The following is a 22,588-nucleotide window of genomic DNA, read 5'->3' on the forward strand; positions in this document are numbered from 1 at the left end:
TAATTCATTAAAAGGCAATATTTACACCTATGTTAAATATTCGTGGAAGGGGATAGTGCCCCCAGTCTACACCTTGGAGGGTTGCTGTACCTCCAATATCAGGGTCCAAACCACTAAAGGAAGTTGCCGTAAAGATATTTTCTCCTGTCAGGAAGATCCTTAGGTTGGTGAGGTTCATTTTATCAAGTGTATTTTGTGACAACCTGTATCCAAACTGCAGGTTACGCAGACGGATAAATGAGCCGTCTTCGATATAATAACTCGAGTATCTGAAGTTTTGATTCGGGTCATCATTTGAGAGCCTGGGTTGTACATTTGTGCTTCCCTCACCGTTCCAGGCTGCATCATACAGACCGGCATATGAATTGTAGTTCCCCGCTCCTGAATTCAGGTAAGGTTTGGCCGCATTCAACATATCACCGCCATAGGATCCGGTAAACAAAGTGCTTAGATCAAATCCTTTATATTCAAATTTCATGGTAAAACCAAAGGTAAAATCGGGAATTGGGTTACCAATTTCAGTTCGGTCGTCGTCGGTTAACTGTCCATCCCCGTTAAGGTCCTTAAACCGCATATCACCTGGTTGTGCGAAGGGTTGGATAATATTTCCAAATTCATCTGAATGGCTATTGATCTCCGTTCTGTTTTGGAATATTCCGTCAGCTACATAACCATAGAATTGACCGGGTGCCATTCCTTCAGCCGTACGAGAAAGGCTGTTTAAACGCTGGTGATTCCCGTCCCAGATAGCTTCTCCGTCAGCCAGATTGGTCACTTTGGCCTTATAGTGCGTCAGGTTCAGTATAAAATTGGTTTTAAATTCATTAAAATCGTGACGATAGTTGATTCCAAGATCGACCCCATTGGTTTTAAAGCTGCCCACATTGGCCCATTGATAGATAAAGCCAGCTCCCAGATAAAGAGGAATGCTCTTTTCCATGATCATATCTGTTGTTGTACGTGAATAAACGTCAAGGTTAACTCCCAGCTCCGAATTGAAAAATGACAAGTCAAGCCCAAAGTTTATATCTTCAACGGTTTCCCACAAAAGGTCAGGATTTCCAACATTATCCGGTGCCTGTCCGATCAAGGTGTTCTGACCTGCGCCGGAGGTGTAAAATTCATTTCCTATTGTAGTAAGTTTTGCTGAATTCGGGAGTGAATTTCTATTGTCATTTCCTATCTGACCATAACCGGCTCTTAACTTTAAGAGGTTGATCCAGTTGGTGTCGTCCATAAAGCTTTCATTCGAAATTACCCATCCTGCGGAAATTGAAGGAAAAACCGCCCATTGGTTTTCTTCCGGGAACAAAGAGGATCCGTCGGCACGAACCGTTGCCGTTACAAGATATTTATTGTCAAAATCATAAGAGGCCCTGCCCAGATAAGAAATCAGATTGTATTTATCGTTGTTTCCAGACGAGAAAAATGCTTCTGTTGCTGCGTCAAGATAACGCAGGGAAGGGGTATTATTGGGTACATTTTCTCCTTCACCATAGAGTGTTCTGTGCTCTCTGGACTCTACAATTATACCACCCATAACATTAAGATGGTGCTTGTCAAAATCTTTTTGATAGGTAACTAAATTGTTCCAGGTAGTATTGGTCCTGTTATTATGCGTTCTGCTTACCTTATTTACGTCTCTTTTATCGGTTTCTTCGATATAATAATCCGGCTCAAACCAGTTGTTTTCGAAAGAACTGAAATAGATGTTGTACTGTGATTTAAAGGAAAGTCCTTCAATAATTTCCCAGTTGATAAAGAAGTTTCCAACCACACGGGTATAGTTATCATCATTAAAAGATCTTGCCAACTGACCCAAGGCATTGGGAACATCGGTAATAGTAGGGGAGAAGATGCTGAATTCATTCAGCCCGACCTGCTCATAATCCGGCAGGAATGGATCCGTTACCGGTTCCAGCCGGTGTACATCCCACACAAGGTTAGGACCGTTTGTTGTTTGAGAATTAGCCAATGTAAAGTTTTCTCCAATGGTGACTTTTTCTCCCAGCTTAAATTCGGTATTCAATCGAACGTTCCATTTTTGAAAATCACTTCCTTTTATGATTCCATCCTGATATTGGTGAGAAGCTCCGGTAGAAATCTTCATCGTTTCTGAACCGGAAGTAATGTTCACATTAAAATTACTCATTGGTGCCGATTGCGTAACTTCATCCCACCAATCCGTTCCAATACCCAATTCTTCCGGGTTCGGATAGAGTGGAAGGTTACCGTCATTCTCCAGGGAAGCATTGATAATACGGCCGTATTCGCTTGCATTTGCCAAAGAAGGTTTTTTAGCCACATTCTGAATTCCTCCGTTCGCGTTTATATTTACGGTAAATCGATCTGTTCTGGCTTGTTTTGTTCTGATGATAATAACACCATTTGAGGCCCTGGATCCAAAAATTGCGGATGCAGATGCATCTTTAAGTACCTGAACACTTTCTATATCATCAGGTAACAGGAAGTTTATATCATCCAGTGGAACATCGTCAACAACATAAAGCGGGGTGTTGTCATTTAGGGTTGATAATCCACGAATGGTTACTGTGCCCTCTGACCCGGGCTGGCCTCCACTTGATTGCACCTGAACTCCTGGTAACTGTCCTGCAAGTGCATCCTGAATATTGGTAACGGTCCTTTTGGAAAGCTCCTCCCCCTTGACGGTGGAGATCGCACTACTGAGGTCCTTCTTTTTTACTGCTCCATATCCGATCAGGACCACTTCTTCAAGTTCCTGGGAATCTTCAACGAGTCCAACGTCGATTCTGGAATCAGTTCCAACCGGAATTTCCTGGGAGGCGAATCCCACATAAGAAAAGACGAGGATATCTCCTTCACTGGCAGTGATCGTATAGTTTCCATCGAAATCGGAGGCTGTTCCAACTGAGGTGTTCTTAATAAGTACTGATACCCCGGGTATGGGTTCTCCGTTGAAGGTGACCGTTCCGGATATCTGTTTTTCCTGAGCCAAGGCCAGGCTTGTGAATAGCATCAGGGATGCCATTACAATATGTTTAATTGCTTTCATTAATGAAAAATTTTAATTCAAATAGGTTAGATTCTGAAACTGTATCCATTAGTCTGAAAGGCTTTGAACACTCAAAGCACTCTCAGACCGTTGAATTTTACAGCAGCTCGTATTATTCATAATAATGAATAGTGGTGCGCAATAGGAAATAATCGAAGTTGATATAGTACCAGCCAGCTTGTCCCTTGAACTTAAGGTCAGCACTTCCGTCCCCAACTTTATTTTTAGCGTAATTGATCGGGAACTGCATTTCACCGCCTTCTTCAAATCCACAGTCATAAGGAGACCATCCGTCGTTTTGACCTATAAATTTCATGCTCGTATCATCAGATATTTGAATCCATGCAGTGAAAACATAAGGATTACCCCAAGGATCGGCGTCCATTTTAATTGCTCCATCCGGATTCCAGTCAAGATTTGGATAATCAGGATATCCGTTGCCAACAATATACATTTCACTTTTGACGTCCACATCTACTGTCATCTTTTCATAGGTGTATTCCAATGTATATGGGTTGAATTTAACCCTGTAATATCCATCACCGTCTGGGAAATTAATTTCCTTACTGTCTTCAGAATTGATCATCTTGGTTTCATCGTTTGGATCAAGTCCCCAGTTATTTGGTGCCCAGTCTAGCTGGCCCACGAACTTGATTCCATATCCGGTCCAGTAATAAAATTCTAAAACGAACCAGTCTTCATTTTCAGGATCTTTCCACATTTTGGTGCTCTTGCTTACGTCCCATTCCCACCACATGGATCCTCCTACGGCAAACATTTGATTGATTTCATCTTTCTCACCCACAATCACAGCCGAACTTCCTGAAGTTTGGTTTCCTTCTTTGTCGACAGCCCTAACAGAAACAATTTGCGTTCCTTCCACGGCATCAGCAGGTACATCAAAGGATTCATCTATTTGATAGTTAGTGGTTCCGGACTCCATCTTAAGCTTCATGTCAATGCCGAATGCCTCATTAAATACGATGATAGAATCAAGGGACTTGTCATCAGTGACATTAATTTGAAGTGCTACATTATCACCTTTAGCCACGGAGGTTCCAGGAACAGGTGACAGGATTTCAATTTCCGGAGCCGTTACATCCAGATCCAGGGTAACCACCACATCATGTGTAATTTTATTTCCGGCCAAATTGGTTACTGAGACTTTAATGGTATGGGAAGTTTCAGGAGTTTCTTCTTCTGGTACCAGAAATTTATATTTTAACAGGTATTCTTTTGGAGCTTCTTCAAAATCAATTGTCTTATCCAGATACCATGCCGGATACTGCATTTCTACGGTTTCAATTCCAATTCCGTCGGTGATGAGACCCTCAAAAATGAATTCATATCCCGGAGCGCTGGATATACTTGTGGGAAAATCCGGAAATTCCGGAATTACACTGTTGTCAAAATCATCATCGTCATTACATGAAACGAGGACGAAAGAGAATATAGCTAGGCTAAGTAATCCCCCTGTTAATAATTTTCTAATCATGATATTTGCTTATTTTGAAATTAATTTAGGATAAAAGTAGAACCAATAATGTGGATACATACTGTATAAATTGATCAAATAGAAGGGGTATTTTGACCAAATCAGATTATCGTGTAAATTCAGGTTTGTTTTGACCGGAAAATTGATAAATTTGATCACCAGGGAAAACCAACCAGAACATTTAGTTTAATTTCTATGCGTATTTTAATACTGTTTATTTTTGCCATTATCTGCACACCAGGTACCACTAAGGGACAGTCAAAATTACCGGCAAAACTGAAGTTTCACTCCCTAAGGGTAGAAGATGGATTACCCAATAATACTGTGAACGCCATAGTCCAGGACTCATTGGGGTTTGTATGGATTGGAACCAATGACGGTCTGTGCCGTTATGATGGTAACAGTTTTAAGTACTTCCGGGAATCTTCAAAGAATCACAATAGTATATCGAATAATTTTATACAATCCTTATTTCTTGACGCATCAGGCAACCTTTGGATCATGACAGATCAGGGATTGAACAGATATGACCCCACTTTTGAACGATTTGACACCTTTTCCACAGATGACGGATTAAGCTATAACAGTGTCACAAAAATGATACAGGGAGATGATGGAACTTATTTTATTGGCACATACGGAGGTGGAGTAGACGTATTTGACGGTAAAAACTTTATTAAGAACTTCAGTCCCAACAGTGACCGCCCATTAGCATCATTTCTTATATCTGATCTTGAACTTCAGAATGATAATACGGTTTGGGTAGCTACCTGGAACAGCGGAATAAGTAGGATAAATCTCGATGATGGCTCGATTCAGAATTTTGGGGTAGGAACTTCTTCCATAACTCCTTCCGGGAGGGTTAATGACATCTATCTTGACCCTTCAGGGTTTTTGTGGATCGGAACGGATCAAGGACTAAGTGTATACAATACCATTGAAGATAGCTTTACTTGGATTTCCAAAGAAAATAGCAAGTATCTGACTGACAATGATATTCTGAGTATCTACGAAGATACCCATGGAGAATTATGGATGGGTACAAGAAATGCCGGAATCGTAAAGGCATCCCGACGTGACCTTTTGTCAAATAAGGAAAATACCAGATGGAATCAATATGCACCCAACGGAACAGATGAAAGTGTTCATCATCGAACGGTAAGTTACCTGTACGAAGATTTGCAGGGTAATATCTGGATTGGCACCCATCAGGGTGGGGTTGATATTGTGCGACCTGCCGGGGAAACAATCCGATACTATCCTCAGTTAACTCATCAAAGCAAGGCAGAAACTCAAAGTATATGGGGTATTTGTCAGGCTCAGGGGGGTAAGATATGGGCAGGTACTGACGGAGACGGTTTGGTACTGTTTGACCCGGCAACAAATGAAATAGAACATTTTGAACATGATCCTGATGATACACAATCGCTGAGCGATAATGCAATATTGACCGCACTGGAAGACAGTAAACAAAATATATGGTTAGGCACTTATGCCGGAGGGATAAGTAAATATGATTCCAGGACCAAAAGATTCCGGAATTATCAAACGGGTTATTTACCGGAAAGTATCAATAGTAACGATGTTCGGGTCATATATGAAGATAGCAGTGCAAGGATCTGGATCGGAACAAATGGTGGAGGATTGCAACTTTATAATCAAGAATCCGATAATTTTGAATTTATGCAAGAGGTGGGATGGATCGATATCCGGGCCATCACTGAGGATCGAAAAGGAGTTTTGTGGTTAGCCACATTTGGAAATGGCCTGTTGTCTTTTGACCCAACTTCAAATACACTTACGGAATATCCTGAAATACAGGCTTTTAATAGTCATATTATATTTAGTCTATATATGGATCCTGATGACATACTGTGGATAGGAACACGTTATAAGGGATTGTTAAAATTCGATCCGAAGCATGGAACGGTAAAGCAGTATACAGAGAATGACGGTTTATCTAACAACACAATTCAGGCCATAGTACCCGACCCATATGGAAATGTTTGGGTAAGTACAAACGATGGTATAAATATGCTCGATGAATCCAGTAATCATATTGTTCAATATAAAAATGGCAGTGGAGTTCAGGCCGGCCAGTTCAACAATAGTTCAGGTTTCTATTCAAATGAGGGGTATCTTGTTTTTGGAGGCATCAACGGGATGAATATATTTTACCCTGAACTCGCCATGAAGAAGCCTTTACCAAAAACAATGGTGATCACTGACTTCAAGTTATTCAATGAATCTGTTCCCGTAGAGACCAGTTCCGTTAAAAGCCCTTTAAAGGTAAACATTTCAGAAACGAATAGTTTGGATTTGTCTTATGATCAAAATGATATAACCCTTTCTTATATTGGTTTGCAATATCCAGTTGTTCAGGAACTTAACTATGCGTACAAACTAAATAATTTTGATGCTGACTGGAACTTTGTTGGAAAGTCAACCTCGGCTGTTTACAGAAATATTCCCCCCGGAGATTATAAATTTCAAGTTGGAATTGTTGAAGATTCCGGTGAATTAGGCTTAATCCGGGAAATCGATATACGGGTCAGACCTCCTTTCTGGTTAACGTGGCCGGCAATACTATTATATGTTTTTGCATTTATTCTTATTCTCGTGCTTATTGCAAAGTATTATGCCAGCCAGATTAAGTTGAGGAATTCTCTGTTTTATGAGAAAAAGCTGCGTCAAAAGGAATCTGATCTGAATCAGGAAAGGTTTCGGTTTTTTACAAGTTTTTCGCATGAATTAAGAACGCCCTTAACCTTAATTCTGGGCCCCGTAAAAGATATGATTCAATCAGAAAAGAGCGAGGCGAAACTTGAAAAACTGAAGATGATTAAAAGGAATTCAAATGTTTTGCTTGAATTGATCAATAAGATGCTTGAATTCAGAAAAACAGAGACAGAACACAATCACCTGGAAATCGGGCATTATTCTTTTCATGATTTTGTTTCTGAAATTCACTCAAATTTTAAATTTTATGCGGAACAAAAGGATATTAAATTTGAGTTTAAAGGTTGGAAGGAATCAAAAATATGGTTTGATTACAAGAAACTACAGTTGGTGATCAACAACTTGTTATCTAATGCCTTTAAATATACCCCACAGGGAGGAACAATCAAAATGAGGATAAAAGATCATGGAGATTGGTTCGTGCTGCAGGTTAAGGATACAGGGCCCGGAATAAGTGAGAAAGTTAAATCTTCCATATTTGATCTTTACTTTCATAATGATCTTGATGAAGTTATTGATGGCACAGGTATCGGATTAGCTTTATGCAAAAAACTGATGGATCTTCATGGAGGCAGGATTGAAGTAAAAAGTAAATTGAAAAAAGGAGCCGAGTTCAACATTTATCTTCACAAAAACAAAACTCACTATAAGGAATTGGACAATGTGGAATTTTTAACAGATACTCGTTTTGTCATCAGGAAGCCATTCTTGAAAAGTTCATCTCTTCCTTACCGTACCAATGCTGAGGATATCGCGAATGACGACAGGGTGATACTGGTAATTGATGACAATCAGGATGTAGTTCAGTACGTTTCGGATATCCTGTCAGATCAATATAAGATTATTACGGCAAAAGATGGCCAGGAAGGGATCACCATGGCACTTAAATATATTCCTGATCTCATCATTTCGGATATCATGATGCCGAATAAATCAGGGACGGAATTATGTGAGGAGTTAAAGAATAAAAGTCAAACCAGCCATATTCCCATTATTTTTCTGACTGCAAAACTGGAAAGTGAGAATCAATTGAAAAGCATGAATTTAGGGGCTGATGCTTATATTACAAAGCCATTTGATTCTGCTTTTTTAAAGGCCAGAGTGCAAAACCTGTTTTCGAATAGAGTAAAACTGATCCAACATTATCAGGGATCCGTTGATTCGAATTTTGATGCGAGTTTTGAAACGGGTTCTGAGCCTTTGGAGAATAAGTTCCTCATAAAATTAGAGAAAATGATTTTGGAGCAATTTGATGACAAGGATCAGTCGATACCGGACCTGGCTCAGGAACTTGGTTTCAGCAGATCTTCGCTTTATCGAAAAGTAAAGGCAATTACCGGTATGTCCATAAATCAGTTTGTAAGAAAAGTAAGGCTGGACAAGGCAGCCCGTTTAATTGATCTTGGCGAGATGAATGTGTCTCAGGTGGCCTTTGAAGTAGGTTTCAATGATTTAAAATATTTTAGAAAATGTTTTAAACAACAATTTGGGGTTGTGCCTTCGGTATATCGAAAACGGAAACTTGTTAAAGCAGACTCCTAATCCAATATTGACCTAAACTTAATCAGAAGGATACCTTTAGTTAACAATAAAAAATGACATTTGGGCATCTTTCAAATATTTTGAATTAGTATAAGTTTTGTTTCCGGAAGTCGATGTGTTCGCATCGGCTTCGTTTTTTAAAACCGTTATGATTTGAATTGGGCGAAGTAATTGTCAAAGTTACCTGTGTAGAATCTGGGATGATATTCAAGCCCCAACCCATCTTTTTGGACAGGATCCTCCCATACCAGTTCCAGTCCCAATTGCCTGTTTATTTCATAAGAATCGTATCGCATTGTAAAAGAACAAAACTCATAATTTTGCTTAAGATTCTTAAAAAAATCGAGATAACTATGTGCCAGGTAGTAAATATTGTCATTGCAATCAGCCGTAATATCATAGTTAAAAAAAATCGGATGTTCCATGGTTTTATAATTGCCAAGGTCCGTGGCCTGAATTTCGGCCTCAACCATCTCCCGGTCTCTTAACTTGTTGTATACATCTTTCTTGAGCGGCAAGACGATGCAATGTCCTGAATAATTACTATGGTCATCCATAATGATCAGATTCATCATGGGCAATAATTCAACGGCCCTGGATAAGACTGATCTGGAGATCGGTTCTCTGTTATTCTTTTGAAGCATCAGATCCTTTCTCAAAATATCCATATCCGTTGCTACATCAATGGTTCTGATACGTTTTGCCATTTCTTTCACCCTGTCTTTTAACCACTTTGCATCCGGCAGTTCGTTATTGAGCCTGGTAAGTGAATATTTTCTGATCCTGAAATCATAGAAGGTCGGAATAGGGATTGATGCATTCAAATTTCGGATAAGCTGGTAGGGTAGAAGGGTGGCCTCGGCCAGCTCCTTTTCCTTATCCGGTTTGATCAGGGTTATATCCTTTTCCCAACGTTGAACAGTTCGAACATCCACATTGATCAATGAAGATAAATCGAGCTGAGAAATTTCTCTGTCTTGTCGGTAATCGATAAGTAATTCACCTATGGAAAAATATTGTTTCATGTATTTGTAAAAGATATAAAAATAATGAAAAATCCAGTAGTCAGGATTTGTTTAACCAGATCTCCTTGATGGGTTGAACAAACTCTGGATCAAAATTTCGTGGGCCGGTCAAGATGCAATCTTATTTTTTGAGGATGAATTAGCGACCGTAAAAAAATGTAATTCTTTAGACTTTATTTTAAGCCCTAAAAGATGCAGTAATGCAGGAAAATTAAGTTATGAAGTTTTTAGAAATTACAATTTTAAAAAAGAAAGAGTAAACTTAAAAATCTTATAGACAGTACGTTATAAGTCGCTTAACGATTTGTTAATAATTTGGTAACATTTTTATTGTGTAAGTGTTACATAATAGATAATTATTATTACTTTTGATATGCGTTTCAAAATACTCGGGGGAAAAGTTTTGAAACTGACCTAACCTGACGGTACTTTCTGTCAGGTTTTTTTGTTTTATATTTTCATCTGTCGAGCTGAACAAAAGCTGTTTCCTTAATTTTTTTAGCAAAAAAAAAGTTGGACACCAAACTTGATGTCCAACTTTTTTAATGGATTAAAGTGCTGTTACTTAAACAGTTTCTTGTAATACTGATCCGCCATTCTGTGGCTCGTGAACTCGGGGATGACCCCGTCAATACCTTTGAACACGATTTCCTGCCATTTTTCAGGCTGATCATAATACGTGGGAATTACTTTCTTTTCTAAAATGTCATATAGATTGTCCGCATCCATTTTATCCTGATCCCAGTGAGGCAGATTATGATCCAGTTCAGGAAGGACGAAACAGTTCTTGCCATTTTTCTGGAATTCAGGAATCCATCCGTCATTGGTAGAAACATTCACCGAACCGTTCATTGCGGCAGTCATACCACTTGTTCCTGAAGCTTCTCTTGTAATTCTTGGGGTATTCAACCAAATATCAGAACCTAATTTCAACTTCTTAGAAAGCTCTATTTCATAACCTACCAAGACCGCAAGATTTGATTTTTGTTTTGAATAGTTTACCAGATGATTGAAGATGTCAATAGCATAAAAATCATAAGGATAAGGCTTTCCTGCCCAAATGATCTGAACCGGATATTTTTCATTTGAAATCAAACGCTCAAACCTTTCAAGATCATGAAGCAACAAGTCAGCTCTTTTATAACCGGCAAATCTTCTTGCCCAAACAAAGGTGAGGACATTAGGATCAAACATTTTATTAGTTTGATGCGCTACTTCTGTGAAAAGCTCCTGCTTCAATTCAGTTTTACGCTTCTGATAGGCTTTGACCTGCTTTCTTTCCCAGGTTCTTTTTATGGTCTTGTCCTGCCAGAAAGTCTGGCTCTGAGCATTGGTAATCGGAATGATATTGCAGGTGTTGTCAAAATCCTTCCACATATCCTTGGCCACCTTGGCGTGAAGTTTTGAAACCGCATTGGCTTTTTTAGCCATTCTCAAAGCAGATACCGTATAGTTGATCATACCACCGTTTACCGATTCTTTTTGCAATTCCTCCTCAGAAAGATGTCTGCCAAAGAATCCACAACGGTTCAAGTGACGCGCGTCTCTTTCTTCATTACCTGCTTTTTCTGGAGTATGGGTAGTAAAGACAAGCTGGTTCTTTTTAACGCCCTGATCTCTTAAATAGTAGAAGGCAGGCAAGGCATGACCTTCGTTCAGGTGATAAATGTCTGATCCGCCAAGAGCTTCAACCACTTTTGCCCCTCCTATTCCAAGTACAATACTTTGCGATACACGCGTAACTTCATTGGCATCGTATAAGTGGTTTGTAATCGTTCTTGACAAATGATCATTTCCTTCAACATCCGTACTTAACAGATAAATTGGAACCGTACCGAATATTTCCGGTTTTAACACATAGGCTCTAACCTTTACACAAGGATTATCATGCAGTTGAACCTCAACCTCAATTCCGGTATCTTCCAGGTAATTATAGGTTTTTTCAATAAAATCAGTTCGTAAGGTCTGGTCCTCATTTCTTCCCTGGTCGTAATATCCGTATTTCCAAAGCATACCGATTCCGATCATGTTCTGCTTTAATTCAAATCCTGACTTCATATGAGATCCTGCCAGGAATCCCAGTCCTCCTGAATATATTTTTAGCGCCTGATCAATACCAAATTCCATACTGAAATAGGCTGCTTTTTTCCGATACTCCTTTGCCGGTTTATACGGGTGGTACCAGGTACTGTATTTGCTTTTTGTTAGTGTTTCCATGTCCTAAAAAATTAAGCAGCAAATGTAAGAAAATAAGATGTAAATAAATACGACAAATATTGTCATATCATGATATAATTGTAAACGTAAAACAGAAATCATAAGAGAGTCACATCTCATTTTCATTTCTCAATGACTTGCTTTACCAAACCACAGGCAAGCATGGCATTTCCAAAGTAGGGGTTGAGCACATTTTCACTGTCACTTAACCAATAAGCTCCTTTATCATTGTCAGCCATCGGACAATACTGATGATAAACTTCCTGACCCACACCAAAGATCTGAACTGCATTGGTAGTGTAATTGGACAGGTCTTTAAAATGACTTCTTTGTTGTTCCAAGCTGTTGGTAGCACTTATTTTCCCGGCTTCAATTTCCATATTGTTCTTAATTTTCTCCCATGATTCAATGGAGATACTATCCTCTAAGTCATCTGAACTAACTTTGGAAAGTTCAGTCAACATTGACTTACTTTGAACTACAACGGTTTCCTGATCGTCTTTGACGAGGGCATCTTTCATAAGCAGATAGGTTTCAAAGACATTTTTTAATGAGCTTTTAAAGGATTCAGGAACATTATCTCTTCGCTGTAGGGTAGAAGAAGCTTCCTGCTTCTTTGATTCCGGTTGGTTCATCATAGATCTTTTTCCTTGCAACTGGGCCGCAGCATCAATGGTAAACGTTCCATGACTTACTATTTCATCACCAGCTTTTAGTCCGCTCAAAACTTCATATTTATTTGCAAACTTAGTTCCCAGTTTTACTTCCTTCATTTCAAAAATTGGCTGATTTGCATCTGACTTCAGATAAACAATAGAACGTTTTCCCGTCCATAATACTGCCCCTTCCGGAATCATTATCTTTTGATCAGTAGATGAAGTGACTCTATTCAACGATCCTTCCACAAACATACCCGGTTTGAACATTCGGGCAGAATTATTCAGAATTGCTCTTAATTTGACAGTTCTTGAATTCGAATTTAAAACAGGCTCAATAAATGAAACTGTTGTCTTTACAGGATCATTGGGAAATGAGTTGCTTATCACTTCGATGTCCTGGCCCTCTTTGACCTGATCAATCTGATCCTCATAAATGTCAAAAACCGCCCAGACCGAATTGAGATCAGCAATTTTGAACATTGTCATTCCATTATGTACCGCATCTCCCTGCGAAACCAGCTTTTCAACAACAGTTCCTGCAACGGTAGCATAGATTGAAAAATATTCCCGAACTTCTTTTGTCGATTCTATTTCTTCAATTTGTGTTTCGGTCAATTTCCAGAGTTTTAACTTGTTTCTTACTGCCCTGTAAAGATCAGGCTGAGATTCTTTGAGAGAAGCTGCGGTTATAAGTTCCTGCTGGGCAGATATGAGTTCTGGTGAATACAAGGTCGCAAGCAATTGACCTTTTTTTACTGTGATACCTGTACTGTTGATATATAATTTTTCTATTCTTCCTGAAAAATAGCTTACCTGAACCTGGATATTTTCTTCATTTTCAGTGATTTTCCCCGAAACTTTTAACCTTCCTGAGCCAGATTCATCCGTTCCGATGACGGTAGTTTCTATATTGGCCAGTGCCATGGCATTTTGAGTCAGTTTAAACTGATTTTCCGAAACCCCTTCCTGACCACTAATTACAGGAACCAGATCCATACCACAAATGGGGCAGGTACCTGCTTCCGGTTGCATGATCTGAGGGTGCATTGAGCAGGTCCACATCTGCTTCTCAGTACTGCCGTCCGTATGGACATGAGCTGCACTATCATCGGTTCGATTTGCAAAATAAAGTCCGCCGATAACAAATCCGGCAAACAAAACTGCGATGTATATAATATATTTTTTCATGGTTTATTTTTTAAATTTTACTATTCTTTAATCTTAAGGAGTTGGTTATTACTGAGACAGAACTAAAACTCATGGCAAGGGCAGCAATCATTGGAGATAAGAGCAGCCCAAACAACGGATAGAGTACACCTGCCGCCACCGGAACACCAATGGTGTTGTAAATCAGGGCAAAAAACAGATTTTCCTTAATGTTTCTCATCACCTTTTGACTGAGGTTCTTGGCCATTACTATACCCCTTAGGTCTCCTTTTACTAATGTTATTCCTGCGCTTTCAATGGCTACATCGGTTCCGGTTCCCATGGCAATACCAACATCGCTTATTGCGAGGGCGGGTGCGTCATTGATCCCGTCTCCGGCCATGGCAACGATAGAGCCGTTTTCCTGAAGGCGTTCGATTTCCTTCATTTTATCGGCAGGTAAGCACGAAGCTTTGTAATCATCCAGTTTCAATTCAGAAGCAATATAGCTGGCTGTTTTATCATGATCTCCGGTCAGCATCATAACTTTTACGCCTTGCTTTTTCAATAAAGAAAGAGCTTCTTTACTGCCTGATTTTATAGGATCCGAGATCACAATATAGGCTACACACTTCCCGTCAATACTCATGTAGGATACTGTTTTGCCCTGTTCCTGATAAACAGCCGAAGCGTCTAACTCATGCTTCTCTGGCAAACATTTCTCTTGCTCCATCAATTTTTCATTTCCCAGGGCTATTTTCATACCATTTACTTTTCCTTTGACACCTTTGCCCGAAACCGCAAAAAACAATTGAGGCATTTCGAGCTTCAATTCTTTTTCCTTGGCCTCAGCAACAATGGCATCTGCTAATGGATGTTCACTCATTTGATTTAAGGAGGCCATTAACCCAAGCACAGAATTTTTATCCTTATAATTTAAGTTGCTGTGATCATATAGACCAATTTCCTCAACCTTTGGTTTTCCTTCGGTCAAGGTCCCGGTTTTGTCTACGATCAGTGTATTGACCTGATCCATTTTCTCAAGGGATTCTGCATTTTTGATCAAAATCCCATTCAGGGCTCCTCTTCCTATGCCTACCATTACAGACATTGGAGTTGCAAGGCCCAGGGCACAAGGACAGGCTATGATCAAAACAGCTATCGCATTAACAAGTCCATAAACATAAGAAGGTTCGGGCCCCCATTTTGCCCAGACAGCAAAAGTCACTAAGGAAATTCCAACCACTATCGGAACAAAATAACTTGAAATCCTGTCGGCGACATTTTGAATAGGAGCTTTGCTTCGGCTCGCTGAGTTGACCATTTCAATGATTTGAGCCAACAAGGTATCCGCACCAATTTTTTCAGCTTTCATTAAAAAGGATTGTTTGCCATTGATGGTTCCGCTAACCACAAAATCACCCTCTTTTTTTGAAACCGGGATTGGTTCTCCGGTGACCATGGATTCATCTATACTACTGTTCCCATCAGTAATACTTCCGTCTACCGGTATCTTGTTACCAGGTTTTACACGAAGAATATCACCTATTTGAATTGCATCAATAGCTACAACTTCTTCATTGGTACCGCGTACTCTTATGGCCTCATTTGGGGCAAGTTTGAGCAAGGCCTTAATGGCTCCACTGGTCTTGCTGTGTGCCCTGGCCTCAAGCACCTGGCCCAATAAAACCAGAGTAAGAATTACGGTTGCAGCTTCAAAGTAAACATGAACATTGCCGGTTTCATCTTTAAACTGTTGTGGAAAAAAATCGGGAAACAATAAGCCAAAAACACTGAAAAACCAAGCTACTCCGGCACCAATTCCAATTAGCGTAAACATGTTCAGGTTCCAAAATTTAATTGACCTGTAGGCTCTTTGGAAAAACATCCAGCCGGTATAAAAAACTACAGGAACCGATAAAACAAGTTGTACCCAGTTCCACTGTTTTTGCCCCATTATTTTAAAAAGAGGATTGTCCGGGATCATCTCAGACATCGCAATCACAAAGACAGGCAAGGTAAAAAGTACAGAGATCCAGAACTTCCTTGACAGTGCCTTAAAGTTTTCATCCTCTTCAGACAGGTCTGTTACAACCGGAACCAGATCCATGCCACAAACAGGGCAATCACCAAACTGGTCGTAGGTCTTGTCTCCTTCACACATCATAGGGCAGTAATAAACTCCTGTAGAGACTCCCTTTGAAGCTCCCGGAGAATGAGACTTCTTTAGAGAAGGATCAACTTCTGTGCCCAGGGGATGAATACTATATCTCCCACCATCATCTTTTAATGCTTTACCTAATTCTTCAATTGATAGTTCAAGAGGCATTTCTATAAGAACCTCTGCCTTATTTAAGTCTACAAAGGCCTCATCAACCCCCTTAACGCTTCGTAAGGTTTTTTCAACGTGTTTCCTGCACCCGTCGCAGGTCATTCCTTGTATTTGATAACTTTGCCTCATCATTAACTGCTTAAATAATTGATTACCGATGTTTGTAAGTAATAGTCTTTAATCGCCTCTATCTGACCAAGTTGAAACTTCAGCTGTAATTCCTGTACATCAAGGATTTCAATAAAATCAAGATTCCCAGATTCGTATCCTTTCATTAATATTTCTTCAGCGTTCTTGGCATGTTCCAAGTTGCTTACCTGGGTATTATAGGTCGCCCTTGCAGCCCGTCTTCCATGAATTGCATGATCCATCATCTGCTGTAATTTATTGAATTGATTCTGTTTGCTCGCATTGATTTCTATTTGCATCAGTTCATGTTGTTTTGAACTGGACTTGTACTTTTTATTAAAGATCGGAATAGAAAGAGATATCATGGGCATAAATATATCTTTACCATTGTCCGCAAAATCCATATCCGGCCTTTTTTCAACAGGAATATAATCAAATCCCAGACCAATCATTGGGCTTTTGTCTTTCTGATTCAATAATTCCTCCTGCTCAACGGATGCATAAAGTTTTTCATACTTCAGTAGTTCAGGATGCATTTGCAATTTATCTGATTCAAACTCAAAATCAGATTCCGGAAGGGGCAATTCATCTCTCAGGTAAATTTCTTCTGAAGGCCCCCTGTTTAAAAGACCATTTAAAAAAGCCTGTTCAGCCTTATATTTATGGTTAACAAGTTCTTTCAACTCCAATAATTCATTAATTCTTATTTGCAATCGCAATACACTTACAGCCGAAGCTTTTCCCGTTTCCACTGAACTCAAGGCAAGGGTTTCATAAACTTTGAGCAAATCAATGTTCTTATTTATAAACTTATCTTTGGCCCGGAGTGCATAAAGTTTGTAGTAACTATCAGATATTTGCATGCTAAGTTTTCTTTTAGCAATGACTATTTCCTGATATTGAGCATCACTTAAACTTGAAGCATAGTTTTCCCTGGCCGTAATTGATCCAAACCAAGGCAGCATTTGCTTTAATGAAAATTTCATTTTCTGAGCTCCTGTTCTGGTTTCGGGTTCACTGACAAAATATCCGTAGCTAAATTCCGTGTTAGGAATTGAATTCACTTCATTTACCTTTTCTGCAGTGATCTCGTACCGAGCCTCAAACTTTTTAATTTCGGGATTATTTTCCAATCCTATGCCAATCAATGACTCCAGATCCTGTCCAGAAAGCTGCATAGAAATGGTTAAACAATATACTATTGTGATTATTCTTTTCATGATCTTACTATTTTTTTAATTTCATTTCGGCTCGAATACTATACAAGACAGGAACTACAAAAAGTGTTATCAAAGCGATAAGCATTCCACCAAAGGCCGGTATAGCCATAGGAATCATAATATCACTTCCTCTACCTGTAGAGGTCAATATGGGCAACAATGCCAAAAGGGTAGTGGCCGTTGTCATCAAACAGGGCCTGATTCTTTTTTGCCCCGCTTCAATTACAGATTTCCTCAAAGAAACATGATCCTGCGGATTATTTTTTGAAAAAGTCTGATTTAAATAGGTAGCCATCACAACACCGTCATCTGTGGCAATCCCAAAGAGCGCAATAAATCCTACCCATACAGCAACACTTAAATTAACCGGGTGCATCTGGAACAAGGCCCTTATGTTTTCTCCAAAAAATGAGAAGTTCATGAACCATTCCTGTCCATAGAGCCAGAGCATGATAAATCCACCTGAAAATGCAACCGCTATTCCTGAAAATACCATAAGTGAAGTACCCACCGATCTAAATTGCAGATAGAGAATGATAAAAATGATGACAAGTGCCAGGGGAACAACAAAACTCAATGTCTTTTCCGCCCTGACCTGATTTTCATAGGATCCTGTAAACTGAAAGTTTATGCCTTTTGGGACTTTCAAGGAACCCTCATCAATTTTTTGATTGATCAGGTCCTGAGCGTTTTCAACAACAGACACTTCAGCATATTCATTCTGTTTGTCAAACAGAACGTAACCCACTAAAAATGTATCTTCACTTTTTATAACCTGCGGTCCTTTTTCATATCTGATTTCAGCCATTTCACTCAAAGGAACCTGGGTTCCTTTAGCCACAGTAATGTAAATGTTTTCGAGGTCTGTGGGGCTGGATCTAAGTTCACGCGGATATCTTACACGAACGGCGTACCTTTCTCTACCCTCTATGGTTTGGGTTAAAACCTTCCCACCAACGGCAATTTCCAGCACTTCCTGCACCTGGTCAATTCGGACACCATAGCGAGCAAGTTTTTCCCGGTCTATATCGATGATCAGATAGGGTTTTCCAACGATCCTGTCTGCAAAAACAGATTCTTTTTTAACGCCCTCGGCTTCTTTGAGAATTTCTTCCAGTTCCATTCCAAATTTCTCGATCTGCTCCAGATTCTGACCTTTTACCTTGATTCCCATTGGGGCCCTCATTCCAGTTTGCAGCATGATCAGCCTGGTTTCTATGGGTTGTAACTTAGGAGCTGAAGTCACACCTGGCAAATCAGTCACTCTTATGATCTCATTCCAAATATCATCGGCCGAATTGATCTCAGGTCTCCAGTTCCGAAAATAAACACCATTGGGGTCAGGGATCAAATCTGAAGCAGATATATCCGACTCAAGCACTACAGATTTCTCAGTATTATTCGGGTTTGCCAGTCGCCCCCCATCTTTCAAAACAAAAGAACCATCACTGTTGACTTTAAATCGTTGTCTCTGTCCGTTTTTGTTCAACAGGTATTCAGGTTTATACTGAATTATGTTTTCATACATAGAAAGTGGAGCAGGATCCAGAGAAGATTCTGTTCTGCCTGCCTTGCCCACTACGGTCTCTATCTCGGGAATTCCAGCCACTGCCATATCCAATTGCTGAAGTACTCTTTTGTTTTCAGTAATTCCGGAATGGGGCATAGAAGTTGGCATCAACAAGAAAGTACCCTCATTCAGGGCCGGCATAAATTCTTTCCCGGTATTTTTCATGATCAGGAATCCAATAATTAAAAGCCCAAGAGGCAGGCTAAGAAATAGAAGCTTGTTATCAAGTGCCCAATTCAAGATTCGTGTATAGTAATGTTGAAACACACGAAAAACAATCAATAATCCAAAACAGATCAGCGCTACAAATATCAAATTCATCAGCAGGCTCTGTTGCACTCCCAAAGGCCTCCAGTACGCTGCCAATGCTACAACAATGGTAACAGAGGTTAAGCCAATTTTTAAGTGACGCTCCCTTTCTTTTAAAAGGTATCCATAAATTCTAAGGAGATTGATCAGGGCGAATCCAAGAAGTACCAAGCCCAGAATTTCCCCGTAATATAAGGCTGTAGAACCCAGGACAATTAGCAAGGCATTACCACCAAGGTTGAAAATTTTAGACTGATCTTTCCTTCTGAATATAAGGGCAGCAAATGGAGGAATCAAGAATAGTGCTACAAGTAAAGAGGCAATTAAGGCAAAAGTTTTGGTGAAAGCCAATGGTCTGAAAAGTTTGCCTTCTGCACCGATCATTGTAAATACGGGAATAAAACTTATGATCGTGGTCAGTACTGCGGTCACAATGGCCCCTGATACTTCCTTCGTGGCCTTAAAAACGATCTTTTCAACAGAAAGTCCTTTGGTATTTGATTCTAAATGACGAATCATATTTTCTGACAGTATCACCCCGATATCCACCATGGTACCAATGGCAATGGCTATTCCTGAAAGAGCCACTATATTGGCATCTACTTCAAACATTTTCATCGCTATAAAAACCATGAGTACCGCAATAGGCAAAAGAGCTGAAATAAGAATGGAAGCCCTCAAATTATAAACCATGATTACAATAACCAAAATGGTAATAAGGATCTCAAGGGTGAGTGCCTCGTTCAGTGTCCCAAGAGTTTCCTGGATCAGCTGACTTCGATCGTAAAAAGGAACTATGGTTAATTGAGAGGTGCGACCATCTTTTAAAATTTTAGAGGGTAGCCCCAGGCTCATTTCCTGTATTTTTTCCTTGACCGATTCAATCACCTTCATCGGATTGGCACCGTATCTTCCGGTTACCACACCACCAACAACTTCAGCTCCTTCCTTATCAAGGATTCCTCTTCTTGAGGCAGGGCCAATAAAGACTCTCGCAACATCTTTTATCCTGATCGAGGTAAAATCTTTGGAATCCACAACAGCATTTTCAATATCACTGATACTTTTAATATAACCCAGGCCTCTTATCAGATATTCTGCCTGATTAATTTCAAGGGTTTGTGCGCCAATATCCTTGTTGGATTCCTTCACCGCCTTTACGATCTGGGAAAGACTGATTCTGTATTGACGCATTTTTTCAGGATTAACATCTACCTGGTATTCCTGAACAAACCCTCCAATGGAGGCCACTTCGGAAACTCCCTTTGCCGTGGATAATCCAAATTTTACATAGTAGTCCTGTATGCTTCTCAATTCCTGCAAGTTCCATCCTCCTGTAACGTTTCCATTTTCATCCCTGCCTTCGAGGGTGTACCAAAAAATCTGGCCCAGCCCCGTTGCATCAGGCCCCAGGGAAGGGCTCACATCATCCGGTAAGAGTCCGGCGGGAAGCGAATTCAGTTTTTCAAGTATTCTTGTCCGACTCCAATAAAACTCTATATCATCCTCAAAAATGACATAAATTGAAGAAAATCCGAACATCGAAGAACTTCTGATCGTTTTTACCCCGGGAATTCCAAGCAGGGAAGTTGTTAGTGGATAAGAAATCTGATCCTCAATATCCTGAGGTGACTTGCCCGGCCATTTAGTAAAAACGATTTGTTGATTTTCACCAAGATCCGGAATGGCATCAACTGCAACAGGATTATCAGGAAGAAATGGCAGGTTCCAGTTGAAAGGTGCTGTACTCAATCCCCACCCAAAAAACAGAAGGAGAAGTAAAACAGCTATTAATTTGTTTTCTATAAAGAATTGAATGCTTTTGTTTAGCATAATTTTGATAATTAAACAGTGAGACTTAGATGTACAATAACATCAATAATCATTCATTCCACGGAAGTGTTCCCGTAAAATAAAAAAGCCGGTTGTTTAAAAATCAAATGAGATAGACTTCATCAAGCTTGTATATTGACTTGATCAGAGGAGGAGGTAAATAATGTTTGCCAAAATCTGGGCTTTTTTCAGCACTTTCAAAAAGGTAAAGATGTGTTTGTACAAACGTTGCCACAAACACCTGCTGTTTCAGTGAAAGTTCGTGGGACCGTTTTAGTTCGTCCTGACCTTCAACGGTGAGCTGGTCTTCAGAACAGCAATCTTTCTTTACAGTTTCGCAATCCGAAGACTCCTCAGGCTGGGGTGTTTCCATTCCACAGGATTCTGCTTTGACAAAATAACTTTTGTCTACAAGAGTGTCCCCGCAATAATGCATATGCATGGTAAAGGAAGTTGTAGAAAACAAAACTACAACAGCCATACAAACTGACATTATTTTATGGAATACCTCTTTCATTCTGATTGCAAAATTACAACAAAAATAATTACCAATCACCTATTTTAATCTCTTTTGGGAAACTTATTTTTATTGATTTTAATTCTTAAACTGTTTGTTTATAACGTTTTATTGACAATAATATTGAAAGGCTAATGGAAAGATTTCCTTCCGAATCAGATCAATCCCATGTCTTTAGTCTTTGCGATCAAATGAATGGCATTATTGGCCTTGAATTCAACTTTAAGCTTATTGAGTCTTTTTTCTATAGAGCTTAAACTTGCCGGTTTGATTTTGTTCTTTTTTAAATAGTCACTTATCTGATCCTGAGAAAGACCTTTTGATAATTGATCAAGGAGGATAATATCAAAATCATCGATCTCAAAATGATGATTTGATTTCAAAGCATGTCTGACCTGGTCCGATAAAAAAACATCTCCGGTGAAAACCCTGGACAAAGCCTTGGAAAGATCCTTTAAACCATTTCTGCCTTTGCATACGTAGGCTTGTACCAATTTATTTTTAAACAGTCTTCTGACTACCTGAATTCTATCCTCTACTGAATAAATAATAACTTTTAAATCCGGAAAATTCGATTTAGCAGCCCTAGCAAGATCTTCCCCCGATTTAAGCTTTTGATTTCTGTAATCATTGTCAAAAGATAAATCCGAAATGAGCAGGTCATAAGGTTCGTTATCCAGAGCTGCTCGTTTCAATTTTAAAAGGGCATCATCGCAATACTGAACCTGCTGAATTTCCTCGATTCCGAGTTCAGCCAAAAAGGCAACGACACCTTTGTTGATATCATCCATGTCTTCGGCGACTAGTACTTTTCTAAACAT

11 protein-coding genes are annotated in these 22,588 nt (G+C 39.6%); 1 reads left to right on the forward strand and 10 read right to left on the reverse strand.

The window, feature by feature from the left end:
* Positions 1-7: 7 nt before the first annotated feature.
* A complete protein-coding gene (locus LCM02_RS04560; protein ID WP_224927142.1) occupies positions 8-3,034 on the reverse strand; it encodes a SusC/RagA family TonB-linked outer membrane protein in 3,027 nt (1,008 codons plus the stop codon).
* 112 nt (positions 3,035-3,146) lie between these two features.
* Complete coding sequence (locus tag LCM02_RS04565) at positions 3,147-4,529, reverse strand: DUF4625 domain-containing protein (protein ID WP_224927143.1); 1,383 nt, start codon at positions 4,527-4,529, stop codon at positions 3,147-3,149.
* 195 nt (positions 4,530-4,724) lie between these two features.
* On the opposite strand from LCM02_RS04565, the gene LCM02_RS04570 reads away from it, so the two are divergent.
* The gene (locus LCM02_RS04570; RefSeq protein ID WP_224927144.1) at positions 4,725-8,810 is read left to right on the forward strand and encodes a hybrid sensor histidine kinase/response regulator transcription factor; all 4,086 of its coding nucleotides are present in this window, start codon (positions 4,725-4,727) and stop codon (positions 8,808-8,810) included.
* A gap of 146 nt (positions 8,811-8,956) precedes the next feature.
* On the opposite strand, the gene LCM02_RS04575 is transcribed toward LCM02_RS04570, so the two are convergent.
* The 8 genes from LCM02_RS04575 to LCM02_RS04610 form a co-directional block, all read right to left on the reverse strand.
* Positions 8,957-9,835 carry a helix-turn-helix domain-containing protein gene (locus LCM02_RS04575; protein WP_224927145.1) on the reverse strand — a complete coding sequence of 293 codons (879 nt, stop codon included), beginning with the start codon at positions 9,833-9,835 and terminating at the stop codon, positions 8,957-8,959.
* Positions 9,836-10,396: 561 nt separating this feature from the next.
* A complete protein-coding gene (glgP, locus tag LCM02_RS04580) occupies positions 10,397-12,052 on the reverse strand; it encodes an alpha-glucan family phosphorylase (RefSeq protein ID WP_224927146.1) in 1,656 nt (551 codons plus the stop codon).
* A 122-nt stretch (positions 12,053-12,174) separates the two neighbouring features.
* Positions 12,175-13,899, reverse strand: coding sequence for an efflux RND transporter periplasmic adaptor subunit (locus LCM02_RS04585; RefSeq protein ID WP_224927147.1), 1,725 nt, complete (start codon positions 13,897-13,899; stop codon positions 12,175-12,177).
* A 10-nt stretch (positions 13,900-13,909) separates the two neighbouring features.
* Positions 13,910-16,318, reverse strand: a complete 2,409-nt coding sequence (locus LCM02_RS04590) for a heavy metal translocating P-type ATPase (protein WP_224927148.1) — start codon at positions 16,316-16,318, stop codon at positions 13,910-13,912.
* Positions 16,319-16,320: 2 nt separating this feature from the next.
* Positions 16,321-17,538: a TolC family protein gene (locus LCM02_RS04595; protein ID WP_224927149.1), complete on the reverse strand. Its 1,218-nt coding sequence runs from the start codon at positions 17,536-17,538 to the stop codon at positions 16,321-16,323.
* A gap of 7 nt (positions 17,539-17,545) precedes the next feature.
* Entirely contained in the window at positions 17,546-21,250 is a 3,705-nt protein-coding gene (locus LCM02_RS04600; protein WP_224927150.1) for an efflux RND transporter permease subunit, read from the reverse strand.
* A 103-nt stretch (positions 21,251-21,353) separates the two neighbouring features.
* Positions 21,354-21,767: an HYC_CC_PP family protein gene (locus LCM02_RS04605; protein ID WP_449566800.1), complete on the reverse strand. Its 414-nt coding sequence runs from the start codon at positions 21,765-21,767 to the stop codon at positions 21,354-21,356.
* A gap of 155 nt (positions 21,768-21,922) precedes the next feature.
* Positions 21,923-22,588, reverse strand: coding sequence for a DNA-binding transcriptional response regulator (locus LCM02_RS04610; RefSeq protein ID WP_224927152.1), 666 nt, complete (start codon positions 22,586-22,588; stop codon positions 21,923-21,925).

Source organism: Lutimonas saemankumensis (genome assembly GCF_020171465.1).
Taxonomy (GTDB): domain Bacteria; phylum Bacteroidota; class Bacteroidia; order Flavobacteriales; family Flavobacteriaceae; genus Lutimonas; species Lutimonas saemankumensis.

Bases quoted from the DNA above. Each gene is read 5' to 3' on its own strand.
- LCM02_RS04585 (WP_224927147.1), bottom strand. From the start codon at position 13,899: ATGAAAAAATATATTATATACATCGCAGTTTTGTTTGCCGGATTTGTT.
- LCM02_RS04605 (WP_449566800.1), bottom strand. From the start codon at position 21,767: ATGAAAGAGGTATTCCATAAAATAATGTCAGTTTGTATGGCTGTTGTA.
- LCM02_RS04565 (WP_224927143.1), bottom strand. From the start codon at position 4,529: ATGATTAGAAAATTATTAACAGGGGGATTACTTAGCCTAGCTATATTC.
- LCM02_RS04600 (WP_224927150.1), bottom strand. From the start codon at position 21,250: ATGCTAAACAAAAGCATTCAATTCTTTATAGAAAACAAATTAATAGCT.
- LCM02_RS04560 (WP_224927142.1), bottom strand. From the start codon at position 3,034: ATGAAAGCAATTAAACATATTGTAATGGCATCCCTGATGCTATTCACA.
- LCM02_RS04570 (WP_224927144.1), top strand. From the start codon at position 4,725: ATGCGTATTTTAATACTGTTTATTTTTGCCATTATCTGCACACCAGGT.
- LCM02_RS04590 (WP_224927148.1), bottom strand. From the start codon at position 16,318: ATGAGGCAAAGTTATCAAATACAAGGAATGACCTGCGACGGGTGCAGG.
- glgP (WP_224927146.1), bottom strand. From the start codon at position 12,052: ATGGAAACACTAACAAAAAGCAAATACAGTACCTGGTACCACCCGTAT.
- LCM02_RS04595 (WP_224927149.1), bottom strand. From the start codon at position 17,538: ATGAAAAGAATAATCACAATAGTATATTGTTTAACCATTTCTATGCAG.
- LCM02_RS04610 (WP_224927152.1), bottom strand. From the start codon at position 22,588: ATGTTTAGAAAAGTACTAGTCGCCGAAGACATGGATGATATCAACAAA.
- LCM02_RS04575 (WP_224927145.1), bottom strand. From the start codon at position 9,835: ATGAAACAATATTTTTCCATAGGTGAATTACTTATCGATTACCGACAA.